Origin of the sequence: Paenibacillus sp. FSL R7-0179 (assembly GCF_038002265.1) — a bacterium.
In the GTDB taxonomy this organism is placed as follows: Bacteria; Bacillota; Bacilli; order Paenibacillales; family Paenibacillaceae; genus Paenibacillus_AQ.
The window spans coordinates 922,140-939,403 of record NZ_JBBOCC010000002.1; the positions used below are offsets into that span (position 1 = coordinate 922,140).

Here is a 17,264-nt window from a genome sequence, read left to right on the forward strand (position 1 = left end):
CGCAGAAAACGTACAAATCGCTGTCCAAAAAGTCCGATTGCCGGAAAAACACCCGCCAACCATAATAGAAAGCGCAGCCACGGCAATGTAGTGAAGTGCAGCGCCAGGCTGCTTATCCATACGGAGGTGAATGTAAATGAAGCAAGGAGCGGCAATGGGGGCAGCAGAGCTCAGCGCGGGCACAAGCTTCCGCCGCAGCAGGCGCGAGCAGCGCTTCAGACGTCTGAAGCGGGACAAATGGCTCTACATACTGCTCAGCCCCGGACTCCTGTATTTCCTGGTGTTCAAATATGTGCCGATGTGGGGAGTGCTGCTCGCCTTTAAGGATTACCAGCCATTTCTGGGCTTCTGGCAGAGCAGCTGGGTGGGCCTTGAGCATTTCCGCACGTTTTTTCAGAACCCTGATTTCTTCATGCTGCTGCGCAATACGCTGGTGCTGTCGCTGTATAACCTGGTGTTCTTTTTCCCGGCACCGATTATCCTGGCCCTGCTGCTGAATGAGATCCGGCTGTCCTTCTACAAAAGGACGATTCAGACGCTTATCTACGTGCCCCACTTCATCTCTATGGTCATCGTCGCCAGTATCTCCTACGTGTTCCTTACGACACAGGGCGGTGCGGTCAATGAATTCCTCTTCACGGTTACCGGGCGCAAAATTGATTTCCTCGCCAATCCTGACTGGTTCCGCCCGATGATTATTCTGCAGACCATCTGGAAGGAATGCGGCTGGGGGACGATTATTTTCCTCGCTGCGCTGGCCGGTGTCGATGTGGAGCAATATGAAGCTGCCGTGGTGGACGGAGCCAGCCGCTGGCGCCAGACCTGGCATATTACGCTGCCTGCGATCCGCAGTACGATTGTCATTCTGCTAATCCTGCGGATGGGCACGATTCTGGATAACGGGTTCGAGCAGATCTATCTGATGATGAATGCGCTGAACCGCGAGGTGGCCGAGGTCTTCGATACCTATGTGTATGCGCTGGGGATTACCCAGGGGGCATTCAGCTACAGCACCGCCGTCGGCTTGTTCAAATCAGTCATCGGGGTCGTGCTGGTGCTCGGCACCAACTGGCTCGCCAAGAAGTCAGGCGAATCGGGATTATATTGAAAAGGAGGCCAAGAGTGTGGCTAAACGTTACCGCAGCGCCGGAGAGATTACCTTTGACGTCTTTAATTACCTGGTGCTGGGCATCATCGGGATCGCGGCCATTCTGCCGTTCCTGTTTGTCGTCGCCGGTTCCTTCGCCACCGAGGCGGAAATTACGAAGCGCGCTGTGTTTCTCGTTCCGACGACGATTTCGCTGGATGCTTACCGGTTTATTTTCTCCACAGATACCATTGTCCGCAGCATCGGGGTGTCGCTGTACGTGACGGTGATCGGGACAGCAGTCAATCTGTTCTTCACGGTTACCATGGCTTATCCGATGGCAAAGCGTTACCTGATGGGCCGCAATCTGATCCTCAATCTAGTCATCTTCACGATGCTGTTCGGGGGCGGGATGATTCCCACCTATCTGGTAATCCGCGAGCTGCATCTGCTCGATACGCTGAATGCCTTGATCTTTCCGGGGGCGATCAGCGCCTTCAACCTGATTATTGTGAAGAACTTTTTCCAGGAGCTTCCCGCCGAGATGGAGGAGGCGGCCCGTATCGACGGCTGCACGGAGCTCGGGCTGCTGTGGCGGATTGTGCTGCCGCTGTCGAAGCCGGTGCTGGCGACGTTTACGCTCTTTTATGCGGTTGGACACTGGAATAACTTCTTCTCGGCGCTGCTCTACATCAATGATCCGTCCAAGTGGCCGCTGCAGGTGATGCTGCGCCAGATCGTCATGCTGTCCCAGTCGGCAGCGGGGGATCTCAGCTCCATGGACCCGAATTTCGTGCAGCCGCCCGAGCAGTCGATCAAAATGGCCGTCATCGTAGTCGGCACCCTGCCGATTATGTGTGTCTATCCGTTTCTGCAGAAGCATTTTGCCAAAGGGGTGATGCTGGGTTCAGTCAAAGGGTAAGCGGTTAGTCAACATATAAAGGGAGGCCAAGTGATGAAGAAGATGAAGCGGAGTGAAGGTTCACGGTCTGCGAGAAAAGGGTTGTTCATGCTGCTGGCTATGATTATGCTTCTAAGTGTATTGTCCGGCTGCGGCGGGAATGGGGAGAATGCAGGAGCAGGAGAGAAGGAGCCTGCCGCAGACAGCGGGAAGACGGACGGTACAGCCAAGGGGGAGAAGCCGCTTGAGCTGACGCTGATGCTGCCGATTTTCAAGACCAATTATCCGAAGGACGGCAGTCCGGTCGCCGCCAAGCTGGAGGAGCTGACAAACACCAAAATCCATTTCGAATGGGTGCCGAATGCGTCGTATGCCGATAAATTCAACATTACGCTGGCTTCCGGCAAGCTGCCTGATATTATGTATGTAGGTGACGTGAAAGCGTCCAGCTTCGTCAATGCGGCCAGATCCGGCGCGTTCTGGGAGGTGGGTCCGTATCTCAAGGATTATCCGAATCTCAGCGGGGCGAAGGAGGTCATTCTGAATAACTCGGCCATCGACGGCAAGAATTACGGGATCTACAGAGGGCGGGCGCTGGGACGTAACGGCGTGGTGTTCCGCAAGGACTGGATGGAGAAGCTGGGGCTTGACAATCCGAAGACTGTGGATGATTTCTATAATATGCTGCGAGCGTTCAAGGAGCAGGACCCGGACGGCAACGGCCAGGCGGATACGTACGGCATGGTGCTGGTCAAGTGGACCGGCCAGTGGGCCAGCGGCTTCGATACGATGAAGCTGTGGTTCGGTTCCCCGAACAAGTGGGGCGTGCAGGAGGGGAAGCTTGTGCCTGAGCATGAATACCCCGGGTATTTGGAAGCGCTTAAATTCATGAAAAAGCTCTACGACGAGCAGCTGATCAACGCCGACTTCGCGGTGATGGACAGCTCCAAATGGAATGATCCGGTCGTCAACAACAAGGCCGGTGTCATTGTCGATGTGGTCGATAACGCAGCCCGGCTGGATGACAAGATTCATGCTGCTCTCGAAAAAGAAGGCAAAGATGAGCCGGAACGCCATTATATGGATGTCATCGGCGGTGTGAGCGGAGCGGACGGTGCGCTGCATACTCTTCCGACCTCCGGCTTCTCCGGCATGCTGGCGATTCCGAAGTCTTCGGTCAAGACCGAGGAGGAGCTGAAGCAGGTGCTGGCCTTCCTGGACCGGCTGAATGACGAGGATCTGCAGACGATGCTGAACTATGGAATGGAAGGCGTGCATTACAAGCTGGTGGATGGATATATCGAACGCTCCAGCGATACGGTTCTGCTGGAATCGGAAGTGGAGGGCCTGAACCAGATGCTGCCGTTCATCCCGGAGGACAAGGCGAAGCAGGTGAAGCAGACGCCGCTGCGGCTGAAGCAGACCGAGGTACAGAAGACCAACGAAGCGACGATTGTGACCAATCCGGCCGAAGCGCTGATCTCGGCAATCTACACGCAAAAAGGCTCGCAGCTGGATAACGTAATCAACGATGCGCGTATCAAATTCATTGTCGGCCAGATGGATGAGGCCGGTTTGAAGTCTGCTTTTGAGGTATGGCGGAAGACTGGCGGAGATGAGCTTGTGAAGGAAATGAATGAATTGTACGCCTCAGCGGGCAAGTAAAGTCCGGTCCTGCTCCAGTCTCCGGCCGGTCTGTCCCCGCTGCGGCTGCAAGGCTGCAACTCTAAACTAAGGATTCGGCTGGTGAATGCAATGGAGAATGAAGCGGCAGGAGCACGGAACAGGTATACCGGAGGCCGGGCGGGACGCAAGGGCCGTTATTACCGCAATAATCTCATTATTGTACTGATCGTCTCGTCCATTCCCGGGCTGATCATCGGGCTGCTGGTCTATTTTATGGCCGGGGGGAATCTGGAGAAGGAACTGCTGAGGATGCATAACCGCCAGATTGAGCAGAGGGCGGACAACATTAACGATCAATTGTCCAACCTGGAGCTGATGCTGGCCCACTGGGCGTTCGATCCGAAGTTCGACTATGGACTGAGCAACATGGATTTCACCCTGAATCATGAGCGGGCCTGGGATATTACCAAGACACTGGTCGTCATGCAGGGCTCGAATTCCATGGTGCGGCAGGTTGAGCTGTATCTGGCCGGTAGACAGCCGGTGCGCTTCGGCACAGAGTACGGGACGCTGGCTGCGGAGGAGGAAGTACTGTACGGGAAGCTGCTGAAGCAGGAGCGGAGCACGTACTGGACGGAATGGGCTTTTGATCCGGAGAATCAGGAGCAGAAGGAGCTGACGCTCGTGCACTACATCCCCGGCGGCAGTCTGCAGCCCTTCGGGGCGCTGCTGCTGCGGATGGATACAGAGAAGGTATCGGCGATGCTGCGGACCATGACCCCATATAACACGGGGGAGGTGTTCATGGAGCAGAAATCCGGCGGACTTTTCATTTCGGGGAGCGGGATGGAGAAGTCCACTCCGCTGGTTACGGCGCTGCGGGCTGCTATTACAGCCAGAGGCAACCATGATAGCGGGTCCTTTCTGTATGACTGGAACGGGGTTACGTATGCGGTGACCTATGGTGATTTCCCGCGGATTGCCAGTGAATGGCGGTATGTGTCGGCTTCGCCGATCTCCAGCGTCACCTCTCCGGTGGTCTGGCTGTCCCGGATGATTATTCTGGTAAGCCTGTGTGCCTTGCTGCTGGCGGCGGTTCTGTCCTGGATTGCTTCCCGCCGAATCTATTCGCCGGTCCGCCGCCTGCTCCAGACCCTGCTCCCTGAGCATGCGGCCGCAGGCGGCCGGGTGGATGAGCTGACGCTGATCGAGCGGCACTGGCAGAACCTGTACGGACAGCAGCATGCCCTCGAATACACGCTCTCAGAGCAGCTTCCGCATGTGCAGCAGAGCTTCCTTCACCAGCTGTTCCAGGGGTATCTGTATGCTTATTCCGAACAGGACTTGCAGAGCCGGATGAAGCAGTACAAATGGGAAGTGGAGGACTGTACGTTCGTGGTGCTGTATATCCAGCTGACCGGCATCTCCAGCCTGGAGGCCAAGTTCCGCAGCGGTGACGAGAGTCTGGTGTCGTTCGCGGCTGTTAATATCATCGGGGAGCTTGCTAAGGAGCATTTCGGCCGGGCAGAGACGGTCAATCTGCATGACCTTACCTCCGGTATGCTGCTGATGGAACCGGGGAGCGGCCCGGACCCGGCCCGCGTGGGGGCCTTCGGTGAAGAGCTGGCGGCTACCCTGAGCCGGATGCTTAAGCTTCAGGCTACAGTAGCCTACAGTGCAAGGATCGGGAGCATCTCCGCGATTCCGCGGTCCTTCGAGGCGGCGAAGCAGGCGGCAAGCCACAGCAGGTACGGGGGCGGGAACCAGATCATCAGCCTGGAGCAGCTGGAGCGCGAGGGGCAGGGCACACCTATGCCACAGTATTCCTTCACGCTGGAGCGCGGGCTGATTCAGGCGCTGCGGACCGGCGAAGCGGAGGAGGCGGACCGGCTGCTGGAGGAATTCCTGGAGACGCTCTCCGCAGGCGGTGCGAAGGTAATTGACGTACAGCAGGGGATGCTGCATCTGCTCGGCGCGATCCTTCATGCGGTGCTGGAGGCCGGGATGGCCCAGAGCCAGCTGCTGCGCGGCAGGAATCTGTATGCCAGCCTCTCGCAGATCCATGAGCCGGGGCTGATTCTCTCCTGGTTCCGCACGCAGGTGATTGCTCCTTTCCTGAAGGAGCTGTGCGAACGCTCCGACGCCGGTATCAGGCGGACCATCGACCAGGCGATGCTGTACATTCAGCAGCATTATATGGACAATATCTCGCTGGACAGCTGTGCGGATTATACAGGCACCAGCCCTTTTCTCCTCAGCAAGTCGTTCAAGCGGGTCACCGGGCAGAATTTCATCGATTATCTGACAGAGCTGCGGCTAAACAAGGCGAAGGAACTGCTGCGTGACACCGATCTGAAGATGAATGATGTCGCCTTGCAGGTTGGCTATCAGCAGAGCTATTTCAACCGGATTTTCAAAAAACAGGAGGACATCACTCCGACACGTTACCGTGAACTGAGCCGGCAGGAGGGGGAGAAGGAGAATGGAACCCGCTAAGCGGGGAGCGGCTCCAGAATGACAGCGGCTCACTTCCCGTAATCCCGGCGTCCGCAGGCCTCCTGCTCCGGGAGCGGTTCATTCGTCCGGGTGATGTCCCATCAAGGAGATGACAGACAATGACTGCTATATCCTCGGCCCTGCCGGTCCAGCTACGGTGGTTAAACCCGCCTGCTGCGGCTGCGGGGGTGACCTGGGGTGTCCCTTGGCGCAAAGGAGATCTGAAGCGCGGTGAACTGGACGCGTTATGTCTTGGCAGCGGGGCTGACGATGGCCCCCGTCTGCCGCTGCAGAGCTGCCCGGCTGCGTATTGGCCGGACGGCAGCATCAAATGGTCTTTGCATTCTGCCGTATGCCCGGAAGGGAGTGCGGCAGGATATATGCTGGAACGCTCAGCTGGTCAGAGCGCTCTGCCCGCAGCTTTTCAAGTATCGGTGGAAGAGACGGAAGAAGCTTATATTGTTGATACCGGCAGCATTCGTTGCACCGTGGTCAAGCATGGCCCGGGTGTGATCTCCCGGATTATCCGCCGGGACACGGTGGAATCCGGGGGAGCGGACGGCAATCGCGGATATTCTGGAGCTTCAGAGGTGGGGTTAGGAGCAGGTGCAGGCGTGAGTATGAGCAAGGCGGAGGGTGAGTGTGCAGGCGCTGTGAGCGTAGGTGCTGAGGTGAGTGCAGGTGCGAATGCGAGTATGAGTGCAATTTCGGATGCAGGTATAGATTCAGCCGGTGCAGCTATAGGCGCGGCGAAGCAGCCCTGTCCGGCAGAGCATGTGGTGTGCAGCGGAAGCGAACTGGTCTGTCTCCGCGAGCAGCGGGACATCCTCAGCGGGGAGCTGACGCTGCGGCAGGAACGGTTCACCGGAGTGACGCTGAAGGCCAGCCTGGAGGAGCGGGGACCGGTGCGTGCCGTGATCCGGCTGGACGGGCGGCATAGAAGCACAAGGGGAGTCCGGGAATGGCTTCCTTATACTTTGCGGCTCTATTTCTATGCCGGGCTTGCGTCGATCCGGCTGGTGCATACCTTCTATTATGACGGCAATCCGCAGCAGGATTTCATCAAGGGGCTGGGCCTGCTGTTCAAGGTGCCGCTCAGCGGTCCGCTGTACAACCGTCATGTCCGGCTGGCGGGCAGCGGCGGAAGCTTCAGCGAATCTCCCAAGACGCTCCAGACCCGCAGAACGCGGGGCAAATATGCCGAGATGTTCGCCGGACAGCTTGAGGGGCAGAGCCAGCACTTTGACCCGGTTGAGGATGCATACTTCACCAGCCTGCTCCAGGATTCGGCGGTATGGGATGACTTCTGCCTGGTGCAGGATTCGTCTGAGCACTATGCCGTGCATAAGCGGACCGGGCCGGACTGCACCTGGATTAAGGGCGCTGAAGGCCGGAGGGCCGGAGGGCTGGGCTATGTCGGCTGTGACGGCGGAGGGCTGGCTGCCGGCGTGAAGGATTTCTGGCAGAAGCACCCGTCCGGGCTGGAGATCACTGGCACCTCCGGCGCGGAAGCGGCGTTAACGGTCTGGTTCTGGACGCCGGAGGCACAGGCGATGGACCTGCGCCATTATGATACGAAGACGCATGTCGAGTCTTCCTATGAAGGCGCGGAGGAGCTGCGGGCAACCCCTTACGGCATCGCCAATACGAACGAGCTGACCTTGTGGTGTACCTCGCGGACACCAGATTATGCGCAGTTTCAGCAGATGCAGCAGCAGGCGGATGAACCGCCGCTGCTGGTCTGTAAGCCGGAGTATTATCACCGCACCCGGGCGTTTGGACTCTGGAGCCTGCCGGACTGGAGCACGCCGGCCAAGGCGTATCTGGAGGAGCGACTGGACGGGATCATCAGCTTTTACCAGAAGGAGATTGAACAGCGGAAGTGGTACGGCCTGTGGGATTACGGCGACTTCATGCACAGCTATGATCCGGTCCGTCATGTCTGGAATTATGATCTGGGCGGCTGCGCTTGGCAGAATGCCGAGCTGGTGCCGAATATGTGGCTGTGGGTGAGCTTCCTGCGGACCGGACGCGCGGATATTTACCGGATGGCTGAAGCGATGACCCGCCATACCAGCGAGGTGGATGTGTATCATTTCGGGGAATATGCGGGTCTTGGCTCCCGGCATAATGTTGTGCACTGGGGGTGCGGCTGCAAGGAGGCACGGATTGCCATGGCCGGACTGCACCGCTACTACTATTATCTGACCGGGGATGAGCGGACCGGCGACATCATGGACAGTGTGAAGGATGCGGATTATTCCACGGTGAATCTCGACCCGATGCGGGCGTATTTTCCGAAGGATGAATTCAAGACGCATGTACGGGTGGGGCCGGACTGGGCCGCGTTCAGCTCCAATTGGATGACCCGGTGGGAGCGTTATGAGGATACCGCCTACCGCGACAAAATCCTCACCGGCATCGACTGCATCAAAGCAGCCAATCTGCGCCTGATCTCCGGTCCAACCTATGGATACGATCCCGCAACGGGAATTCTCAGTCCTATGGGCGATGACAACTGGGGACGGCATCTGGCCATCTGCATGGGCGGGCCGCAGGTATGGTTCGAGCTGGCGATGATGCTGGAGGACCCGGAGTGGGAGGACATGCTGGCGGAGTTCGGCGTCTTCTATAACTTGCCCGAGGAAGAGCAGCTGCTTAGATCTGGAGGTGCGATTACAGGCAAACAGCGCTTCGAGCATCCGGTGCTGAGTGTGGCTATTGCCGCCTACGGCGCATGGGTCAAGGACGACCGGGCTACGGCGGAACGCTGCTGGAGCATTCTGCTTGAGAATCCGTTCGGGAAGCTCCGGCTGGAGGAGGAACTGAAGCGGGTTATGTATACGGAAGCGCTCGGTGAGATTGACTGGATGAATACGAACGAAGCCTCGCAGTGGTCGCTGAATACGATCATTGCGCTGGAGCTGATTGCTGAAGCTCTGCCTGTACGGGAGGCAGAAGCGGGTACGGGGAACGGGAGATACAGTTAGTGTGGTTTACCTCACCCTGATTAGGCTGCAAGGGGTGGGCTTAGTTGTAATTTGTACAACTAAATCGCCGGATTTGCTGCCTTATCTCGGTTTAGATGTAGTTCGTGCACTTAAAATGCCTCTAATTCTGGATTTTCGCCCATCCGGGTAAATTTAGTTGTACGAACTACAATTAGATGAGGAAGTCCACCCGTTTCGTTCTTTTTAGATGTACAGAATACACTTAACCCTGTTGCTTCGCTACGAACTCAGCTTCATCCCTTACCCCATTTATGGAAGGAAATCACTTGTTTAATTCTGATGGTCTACTAGTAGCTTAGGTAATGTGAGAGATGGAGGAATTGCCGGGAATGGTGCGTGAACTGGTGATAAGGCTGGTTCATGAACAGGTGCAGAAGCTGAGATTAGCGCGGGGGCCGGTGCCGAAGTTGACAATAATGCCGGTGCCGGGAAAGGTGAGGTGGTTTAATGACGGTGCAGCAGGCTAATGCAGGCGTTCCTGAGGGCTGGCAGGAGATCTACCGCAATACGCTGGAGGGTCCCGCTCAGGCGGAGGGGTTCCGCTTGGAAGGTGATGGAGTCGTTACTTTTCCGCAGGGAAGGCTGCGGCTGGAGAGCACCCGGGGGGCTGAGGAGGGGCAGAAGGCGAATGTGGTCTTGTGGTGCCCAGAGGTGTTCCCGGCGGAGCTCGCCATCTCCTGGAGGTTCCGTCCGCTGCGTGAGCCGGGGCTGGCCATTCTGTTCTTCGCGGCTGCCGGTGCCGGGGGCAAGGATCTGTTCGACCCGTCCCTGCCGGTCCGCACGGGCGAATATGACCAGTACCATCATGGGGAGATGGATGCCTATCATATCTCGTATTTTCGCCGGATGTGGGAGGAGGAGCGGGCTTTTCATACCTGTAATCTGCGCAAAAGCTACGGCTTCCACCTTGTCGCCCAAGGCGCTGACCCGCTGCCGGATACCGCCGATATGACTGCGGACTACCGGATGCTGGTGGTGAAGCGGGGGGCTGACGTGACTTTTGCCATCAATGAATTGCCGGTGCTGCACTGGTTGGATGATGGCTCGTCCTTCGGTCCGCTGCTCGGCGCAGGCAGACTTGGCTTTCGCCAAATGGCCCCGCTGATAGCGGAATATAGTGATCTTGTCGTCTATTCTCCCTGAAACTGGGATAGGTGGTTGGGCGGATGAACAATTCAGTATAAAGGAGGCTTAACAGCAATGCCGGGAGTGTATTACTGCTATCCGCAAGGCCGTCATAAGGCACTGACCATGAGCTATGATGACGGACGGCGGGCGGATGAACGGCTGGTTGGCTTGTTCAACCAGTACGGAATCAAGGGCAGCTTCCATCTGAATTCGGGACTGCTTGGCGAAGGGGACCGCATCAGGGCGGATGAGGTGGCGGGCCTCTACCACGGACATGAGGTCAGCGTGCATACGCGGAGTCATCCGACGCTGGCGCGCTGCCCGCAGGAGCTGGTCGTGGAGGAGATTATGGAGGACCGCAGGGTGCTGGAAGGACTGGTTCGTCAGCCGGTGCGAGGGATGTCTTATCCGAACGGCTCCTATACGCAGGAGATCAAGGAGCTGCTGCCGCATCTGGGCATTGAATATGCCCGCACGGTGCAGTCTAGCGGCGGGTTCGCCCTCCCGGAGGACTGGCTGGAGTGGCAGGCGACCTGTCACCATAACCGGGGGCTGCTGGCTCACGGGGAGGCTTTTGTGGGGCTGCATAAGCGGCAGTATCTGTATTTGATGTATGTATGGGGACACAGCTACGAGTTCGACAATGACCACAACTGGGATCTGATGGAGCGCTTCTGCACCATGGCGGGCGGACGCGGCGACATCTGGTATGCAACCAATCTGGAGCTGGTGCATTACATGAAGGCTTGCCGGGGGCTGCTGTTCTCGGCAGCAAGGGATTTGGTCTACAATCCGGGAGCGGCTGCTGTCTGGCTGGAGGTTGACGGTACGCTAGTCGAGGTGCCAGGAGGACAGACTGAGGATTTAGGCTGATACAGAGCAGGGATAGAGTGAAGGAGGATGTATTGTGAATCATATGGATCATAGTCAAAAGCTGCACCGGCTGGCCGGGCTGGATATCTCCGCCGCCGGTCCAAGATGCAAAATGCTGCTCGGCGATCTGGACGGGGACGGCCGGGCCGAACTGCTGCTGGTGCAGCCGGATAACCGCCAGGATGTCCGTTATATTCCGCATCAGGTGCAGTGCCTGACGGCTTACAATCTGGACGGCCGTCTGCTGTGGCAGACGGGAACGCCGGACCCGGGCGCAGGCAGCCAAGGCTCCGATTATCCGGCGCAGATTGCCGATATCGATGGTGACGGCGCTCTGGAGGTGCTGTGTGTGATGAAGGACCAGCTGTATATTCTGGAGGGGGCAACGGGCAAGGTCAAAGCGGTTCATCCGCTGCCGGCGAAGGAGGCCCATGACTGCATCATTATTGCCAACCTGTCAGGCGGGGACTATCCTTCCGACATCATTCTCAAAGACCGCTACCATCAGCTGTGGGCGCTGGACCGGAACTTCCGGCTGCTCTGGACCCATCAGGGCAATGTGGGGCATTATCCCTGGGTGTACGATCTGGACGGAGACGGGCGCGATGAAGTTATGGCCGGATATGATCTGCTGAGCGCGGAGGGCAAGCTGCTATGGAGCTGCAAGGATCTGGAGGATCACGCGGATTGCCTGTGGGTCGGCGATGTGAACGGGGACGGGGTGCCGGAGCTGGTCATCGGCGGCAGTGTGACGGTGATGTACGGCCGTGATGGATGCGAGCTGTGGCGGTACGAAGGCTCTGTCGAGTCGCAGCATCTGGCGCTCGGGCGGTTCCGCCCGGACCTGCCCGGCCTGCAGATTGCGGGCCTTGACCGCCTGGTCCGCGAGGACGACGGCAAGGGCCTGCGGGGCAGGGATGCCATGTTCCTGCTGGACGCATCCGGCTGCGAGCTGTGGAAGGAAGAGCGCACCACTGACGGATGGCTTACCATTGTCGAAGCCGTCAGCCGGTTCTGGCCGGAGGCACCGGACTATATTCTGGCGTACCGCCGGGGGGAAGCCGTGCTTCCTGCGCTCTATGACGGCTATATGAATATTGTTGCCGAGTTCTCCGAGCAGGGCTACGCCGTTCACGGGGATCTGCTGGGCAGCGGAACGGAGCAGGTCATTATTTATACGGATGAGCTGGCCGCCGTCTATGCCGGTGAAGCATTCCCGCTGCAAGCGGTCCACCCCGGGCAGCAGCTGCCCCAGCCCAAACGGCTGTACAGCTCCACCCTGTACCCCGGCGGTGAGGTGGCGCTGTGATGGGGACTGGGGACGAGAAGGCGGTGTTGAGTACCGAGGAAGGGCATGCCGTGAAGGGTGCTGCATTGAGAGCGGAGTCGGTGAATACTGATGCCGTGCAGGATAGTGCATTGAGAGCGGATTCTGTGAAGAGTACCGTGAAAAGTAGCCCGCCGGGCAGCAGAGGTGAGGTTGCGCAGGCTAGCGTTCCTGCCTATTTTCATCCGCGACACTCTATCGTCCGTACAGCCGGAGACGATACGGAAGCGATGCTTGCCGTTATAGCGAACCGCTATATAGGTGCGAATCCGCCGCAGCCTCCGGTCTACCGCGTGCACCTTACGAACAGCTTTCCGCGGCTGGCGGATTGCCGGTACCGGCTGAACCTGAAGGAGCGGCTGCCTGAACTGAAGGAAGGGGAATTTGTCTATGCCTGGGGGAAGCTGTGGAGCGATGCAGACAGCGAAATACCGCTCGCTCTCAGCTGCTTCGGTCCGGTGACGGTATATGTCAATGGCGTTGCCGTGTTCGCGTCCAATCTGAACGATGATGTGTTCCCGGACCGCAAGGCGTTCTTTCGTACCGGACTGAAGGCAGGCTGGAATCACTTCCTGCTGGAATGCACCGCCGTCGGCACCGGCTGCGGCGGGATTTTTGGCACCGGGAGCGTGAAGGGCGCGCCGCTGCATTTTCTGGCCCCGGCCGCGGAGCGCAGCGGCTGCGAGGGCTGGATCTACAGCGCGCCGCAGCAGAGCAGATGGACGCTGCAGCCGGAGGGCGGCGGCGCTCCAGCGGGAGAGGCTGCGGCGCGCCGCGCGGAGCCTTCGCAGCGCGTCCGCTGCGGCGAAGCTGCGGAGGCCGCCGAAGCTGCGCTGGCGGCCCGTTGTGTCTGGTATCCGGCGGCCGGATGGCCGGATGACGCGGCGCCGCGCGGGAACCTCGCGCGCGTGCTCGGCGCGGAGCCCGGCGCGAAGGCGCTGGCCTGGAGCAGGCTGGCGGTGAGCGCGCCGGGCGGAATGGACGTCCGGCTGTCCCTCCGCAGCCGGGATGTAGCGGCACTCAAGGTCTACGTGGATGGCAGGCTAGCCGCCATCCAGCCCGAAGAGAGTGCCGGCCTTGAGTGTATGCTGCCGCTAAGCTTCGGCAGCCATGACCTGCTGGTCGAGGCCGTGTGCGGCGGCCCCGGTTGGGGCTTCCGCCTGGAAGCGGCGGAAGCAGTTCCCCGTGTCCAGGCGGGGGACACGGAAGATAGCTCTTGTGCCGCTTTAAGCTCCATCGGCACATTGAAGCTGGTGAGTCCTTACCCGGTGGAAGGGCAGACCGGGCCATGGCTGTACCTGGGTCCGTTTCTGCAATCGGCGGCACCGCAGCCTTTGGAGGCAGCTTCTATGAATGCTCCCTTCGGCGAAGGGGCGGAGGAATGCTTTTGGAGAGTGGACCGTCCTGGCGGCGCAGTCAGGCCCTATCTGGAGAGTGCGCTGTACGGCCGCTGGAATTATCCGCTCGGGGTAACCCTGTATGGTCTGCTGCGAACAGGTCAGGCTCTGGGCGATCCTCATTATTCCGCTTATGCCAGAGGACATATTGAGCAGTGTACCCGGCTTCATGCTTATTCGCTCTGGGACCGCAGCCGCTATGGTGCTCCGGGGATCAACCAGCAGCTGGCGCTCATGGACTCACTGGATGACTGCGGCTCCTTCGGTGCGACGATGCTCGCTGCCCATGCCGAACAGCCGCTGCACGGAGCGCCTGATACAGCGGCGTATATCGCCCGGTATATTACTGAGGAGCAGTCCCGCGATAAGGAAGGGGTGCTCTACCGTACACGGGGCACTACTGACTTCATGCAGGGAACAATGTGGTGCGATGATCTGTATATGAGCACTCCGTTCCTGAGCAGGTATTATATGCTGACGGGTGATCCCGCATATCTGGATGATGCAGTGTCTCAATTTCTCCATTACCGCAATCGGCTGTTCCAGCCGGAGCTTGGCATTATGCATCATGTGTATGACTACAAATTCAGCAAGCCGAACGGTGTAGCCTGGGGGAGAGGCAACGGATGGGTGCTGTTCTCGCTGACTGAGCTGCTGGAGGTACTGCCGGAGCAGCATCCGCAGCGGGAAGAACTGCTAGAGTATTACCGGCTGCTGTGCGAAGGGTATTTACGGCTGCAGGACGCCGCAGGATTATGGCATCAGGTGCTGACTGATCCCGATTCTTATGCGGAGGCATCCTGTTCTTCGATGTTTGTGTATGCTTTTGCGCGCGGCGTGCGTAGAGGCTGGCTGACTGAGCCGTATTCTTATACGGATGCAGCGTTACGCGGCTGGACGGCGCTGGCCGAATACTGCATCGATTATCAGGGGAATGTCTACGGCGTCTGCCGGGGCTCGGGCTATTCCTTCAACAAACTATATTACAAAGAACAGCTCACCTGGCAGCTCAACGATACTCACGGAATCGGTATAGTGCTGCTGGCCGGTATTGAAGCGCTTGAGCTCACACGGGAGCTGGAGGCACAGCAGTATAAATTATAATGTAGTGAAGGCGGCTTAGAAAAGTAATTTTGATTTTACTGGGAGCGAACGTACCGGGGAAGTAGGCCATGTGTAGGTTGGTAGCCAGAATGAAAGGGATAAATCCCATTCATTCAGCTAAAAGTGGATGATGAGCGGAAATGAAAGGGATAAATCCCTCTGAAAAAGCTGGAAATGGGCGATGGGCCGAAATCAAAGGGATAAATCCCATTGATTTAGCTGAAAGTGGGCGGTGAGCGAAAATGAGAGGGATAAATCCCATTGATGCGGATAAAAGTGGATGATGAGCTAAAATAAAAGGGATAAATCCCTCTTAGCCGTCAGAATGAGGAGCACAAGTGCACCTGAATTTGCCAAAAGCCGGCCTGAAGCGTAAACGAGGGACACAAGTGCCCCTGAATCCGCCACAATCACACAAAACCCCGCAGGAGGAAAATTTTTTCCTGCGGGGTTTTTGCGCGTAGTGCCCTACGGGTATGTAGCACAGGCAGGCTGTGCGGTTAATCCTTATCGATGAGCTCAAGCTTTTCAAGGATCTTAAGGGTGGTAACGGCGGATAATTGCACAGCTAGCTGAATGCTGGCCTGGCTGTTTCCACTATGCTCCAAGGCAGCTTGGTTCTCGGATAACACTTCTTCCGTCACCTGCTGGATCAGACTTTTAACAATCTCATTGTTCATAATAGGCTCCTCCTTCCGAATGTAAATCCTCTCATTCTATATTTCGGCCGGACCCAGGAATTTACTTAGGGAGCAGGGAATGTTATCCGGCAATCTGCAGGAAATCCACATATAACACAGACTTGGAGCGGAATCTGTAGTAAACTGGAAGGAATGTATTGTACGCCTGCAATTATTCTACAGAAAAGAATGTGATTAATGTATGCAGCTTCAAGCTCCTCAACCGGCCAAGAAATGGCTGGAAAAATATCTGTCCGGAGACAGCATGGATTACCGGCAAATTATCGCCTTGTTTCTGCCTATTCTCATTGACCAGGCTTTCATTATCGGACTGAATCTGGTCAACACTGCGATGATCAGCTCATCAGGGATGGCGGCGGTCAGCGCGGTGAATATGGTGGATTCCCTGAATATTTTTCTGATCAATGTATTTGTGGCGATTGCGACCGGGGGGACGGTGGTGGTTGCACAGTACAAAGGAAGCAGGAACGACCGCATGGTCTCCCAGGCTACAGCCGGCTCGGTAACCTCTGTTTCGTTGCTTGCGGTAGGTATCGGTCTGCTGCTGATGTCCTTCCATACGCCAATTCTGAATCTGCTGTTCGGAACGGCGTCAGCCGATGTGCTGGACAATGCCCGGGTCTATATGATCGGCAGCAGCATTTCATATCTGGGGATTGCCGTGGTTCAGGCCGTATGCGGTGCGCTGCGGGGCGTGGGCCGGACACGGGCTTCGCTGATGCTGTCGCTGATTATGAACGTGCTGTACGTCATCCTCAACGTTGTCTTTATTAACCTGCTGGATATGGGCGTGCTGGGCATGACACTTGCGGTCAATATTGCGCGTTATGTGGGGATGGCCTGTGCCTTGATCTATCTGTTCAAGTTCGATTCGGTGCTGCGTGTGCAGTTCCGCGACCTGTTCCATGTTCCACTTGAGATGCTGCGCAAAATCATGTTCATCGGCGTACCATTCGCCGCAGAGCAGATGTTCTTCAATGGCGGCAAGCTGCTGACGCAGATCTTCATTGTCAGTCTGGGTACATATGCCATCGCCACGAATGCGATTGCCGGTTCACTGGCGATGGTCTTTCAGATTCCGGCCAGTGCGCTGTCGCTGACGATTGTAACCGTGGTCGGCCAGTGTATCGGACGGGGGGATGTGGCGGATGCCCGGAAGTTCATCAAGTCCTTCCTGTGGATCGGTTCCGCCTCATACGCCCTGGTGGCTTTGATCCTGATGCCGCTGTTCCACCCGCTGGTGTCTATTTTCTCCCCGCCTGCGGAGATTATCGACGATCTGTTCGTGGTGCTGCTGGTCAATGCAATTGCCCAGATTCCGCTCTGGGCCTTCAGCTTCATTCTGCCGTCCGCGCTGCGGGCAGCGGGTGATTCCCGCTTCACCTCAATTGCTTCAATGCTGACCATGTGGCTGTTCCGGGTGGTGTTCGGCTACATTCTCGGGATTGTACTGGGCTACGGGGTGCTGGGGGTATGGCTGGCGATGAACTGCGAGTGGGCGGTCCGCGGAGCAGTATTCCTGTGGCGCTTCCGGGGCAAGAAGTGGTATGCGCACAAGCTGATCTAGCATAGGATGAGACAACAACACCCAAAGAGCGGGTTATCGGTGAGAT

11 protein-coding genes are annotated in these 17,264 nt (G+C 57.7%); 10 read left to right on the forward strand and 1 reads right to left on the reverse strand.

Features of this window, described 5'->3' with window-relative positions:
- The first annotated feature begins 136 nt into the window (after nucleotides 1-136).
- The 9 genes from MKX63_RS20670 to MKX63_RS20710 all read left to right on the forward strand — a co-directional run bounded on the left by MKX63_RS20670 (nucleotide 137) and on the right by MKX63_RS20710 (nucleotide 14,950).
- The gene (locus MKX63_RS20670) at nucleotides 137-1,108 is read left to right on the forward strand and encodes an ABC transporter permease (RefSeq protein ID WP_445321798.1); all 972 of its coding nucleotides are present in this window, start codon (nucleotides 137-139) and stop codon (nucleotides 1,106-1,108) included.
- Nucleotides 1,109-1,124: 16 nt separating this feature from the next.
- A complete protein-coding gene (locus tag MKX63_RS20675; protein ID WP_341019708.1) occupies nucleotides 1,125-2,009 on the forward strand; it encodes a carbohydrate ABC transporter permease in 885 nt (294 codons plus the stop codon).
- A gap of 42 nt (nucleotides 2,010-2,051) precedes the next feature.
- Entirely contained in the window at nucleotides 2,052-3,653 is a 1,602-nt protein-coding gene (locus MKX63_RS20680) for an extracellular solute-binding protein (RefSeq protein ID WP_341023159.1), read from the forward strand.
- A gap of 90 nt (nucleotides 3,654-3,743) precedes the next feature.
- On the forward strand, nucleotides 3,744-6,110 hold the full coding sequence (locus MKX63_RS20685; RefSeq protein WP_341023160.1) for a helix-turn-helix transcriptional regulator: 2,367 nt from the start codon (nucleotides 3,744-3,746) through the stop codon (nucleotides 6,108-6,110).
- Nucleotides 6,111-6,229: 119 nt separating this feature from the next.
- Complete coding sequence (locus MKX63_RS20690) at nucleotides 6,230-9,100, forward strand: exo-rhamnogalacturonan lyase family protein (RefSeq protein ID WP_341019710.1); 2,871 nt, start codon at nucleotides 6,230-6,232, stop codon at nucleotides 9,098-9,100.
- A 468-nt stretch (nucleotides 9,101-9,568) separates the two neighbouring features.
- Nucleotides 9,569-10,264, forward strand: a complete 696-nt coding sequence (locus tag MKX63_RS20695; RefSeq protein WP_341019712.1) for a DUF1961 family protein — start codon at nucleotides 9,569-9,571, stop codon at nucleotides 10,262-10,264.
- A gap of 57 nt (nucleotides 10,265-10,321) precedes the next feature.
- On the forward strand, nucleotides 10,322-11,122 hold the full coding sequence (locus tag MKX63_RS20700) for a polysaccharide deacetylase family protein (RefSeq protein WP_341019713.1): 801 nt from the start codon (nucleotides 10,322-10,324) through the stop codon (nucleotides 11,120-11,122).
- 43 nt (nucleotides 11,123-11,165) lie between these two features.
- Entirely contained in the window at nucleotides 11,166-12,431 is a 1,266-nt protein-coding gene (locus MKX63_RS20705) for an FG-GAP-like repeat-containing protein (protein ID WP_341023163.1), read from the forward strand.
- Entirely contained in the window at nucleotides 12,431-14,950 is a 2,520-nt protein-coding gene (locus MKX63_RS20710; RefSeq protein ID WP_341019714.1) for a glycoside hydrolase family 88/105 protein, read from the forward strand. The genes MKX63_RS20705 and MKX63_RS20710 overlap by 1 nt, the downstream gene beginning before the upstream one ends.
- Nucleotides 14,951-15,450: 500 nt before the next feature.
- On the opposite strand, the gene MKX63_RS20715 is transcribed toward MKX63_RS20710, so the two are convergent.
- On the reverse strand, nucleotides 15,451-15,630 hold the full coding sequence (locus tag MKX63_RS20715; protein WP_341019715.1) for a hypothetical protein: 180 nt from the start codon (nucleotides 15,628-15,630) through the stop codon (nucleotides 15,451-15,453).
- 202 nt (nucleotides 15,631-15,832) lie between these two features.
- Between MKX63_RS20715 and MKX63_RS20720 the strand changes: the two genes are divergently transcribed.
- The gene (locus MKX63_RS20720) at nucleotides 15,833-17,218 is read left to right on the forward strand and encodes an MATE family efflux transporter (protein WP_341019717.1); all 1,386 of its coding nucleotides are present in this window, start codon (nucleotides 15,833-15,835) and stop codon (nucleotides 17,216-17,218) included.
- Nucleotides 17,219-17,264 lie beyond the last annotated feature (46 nt).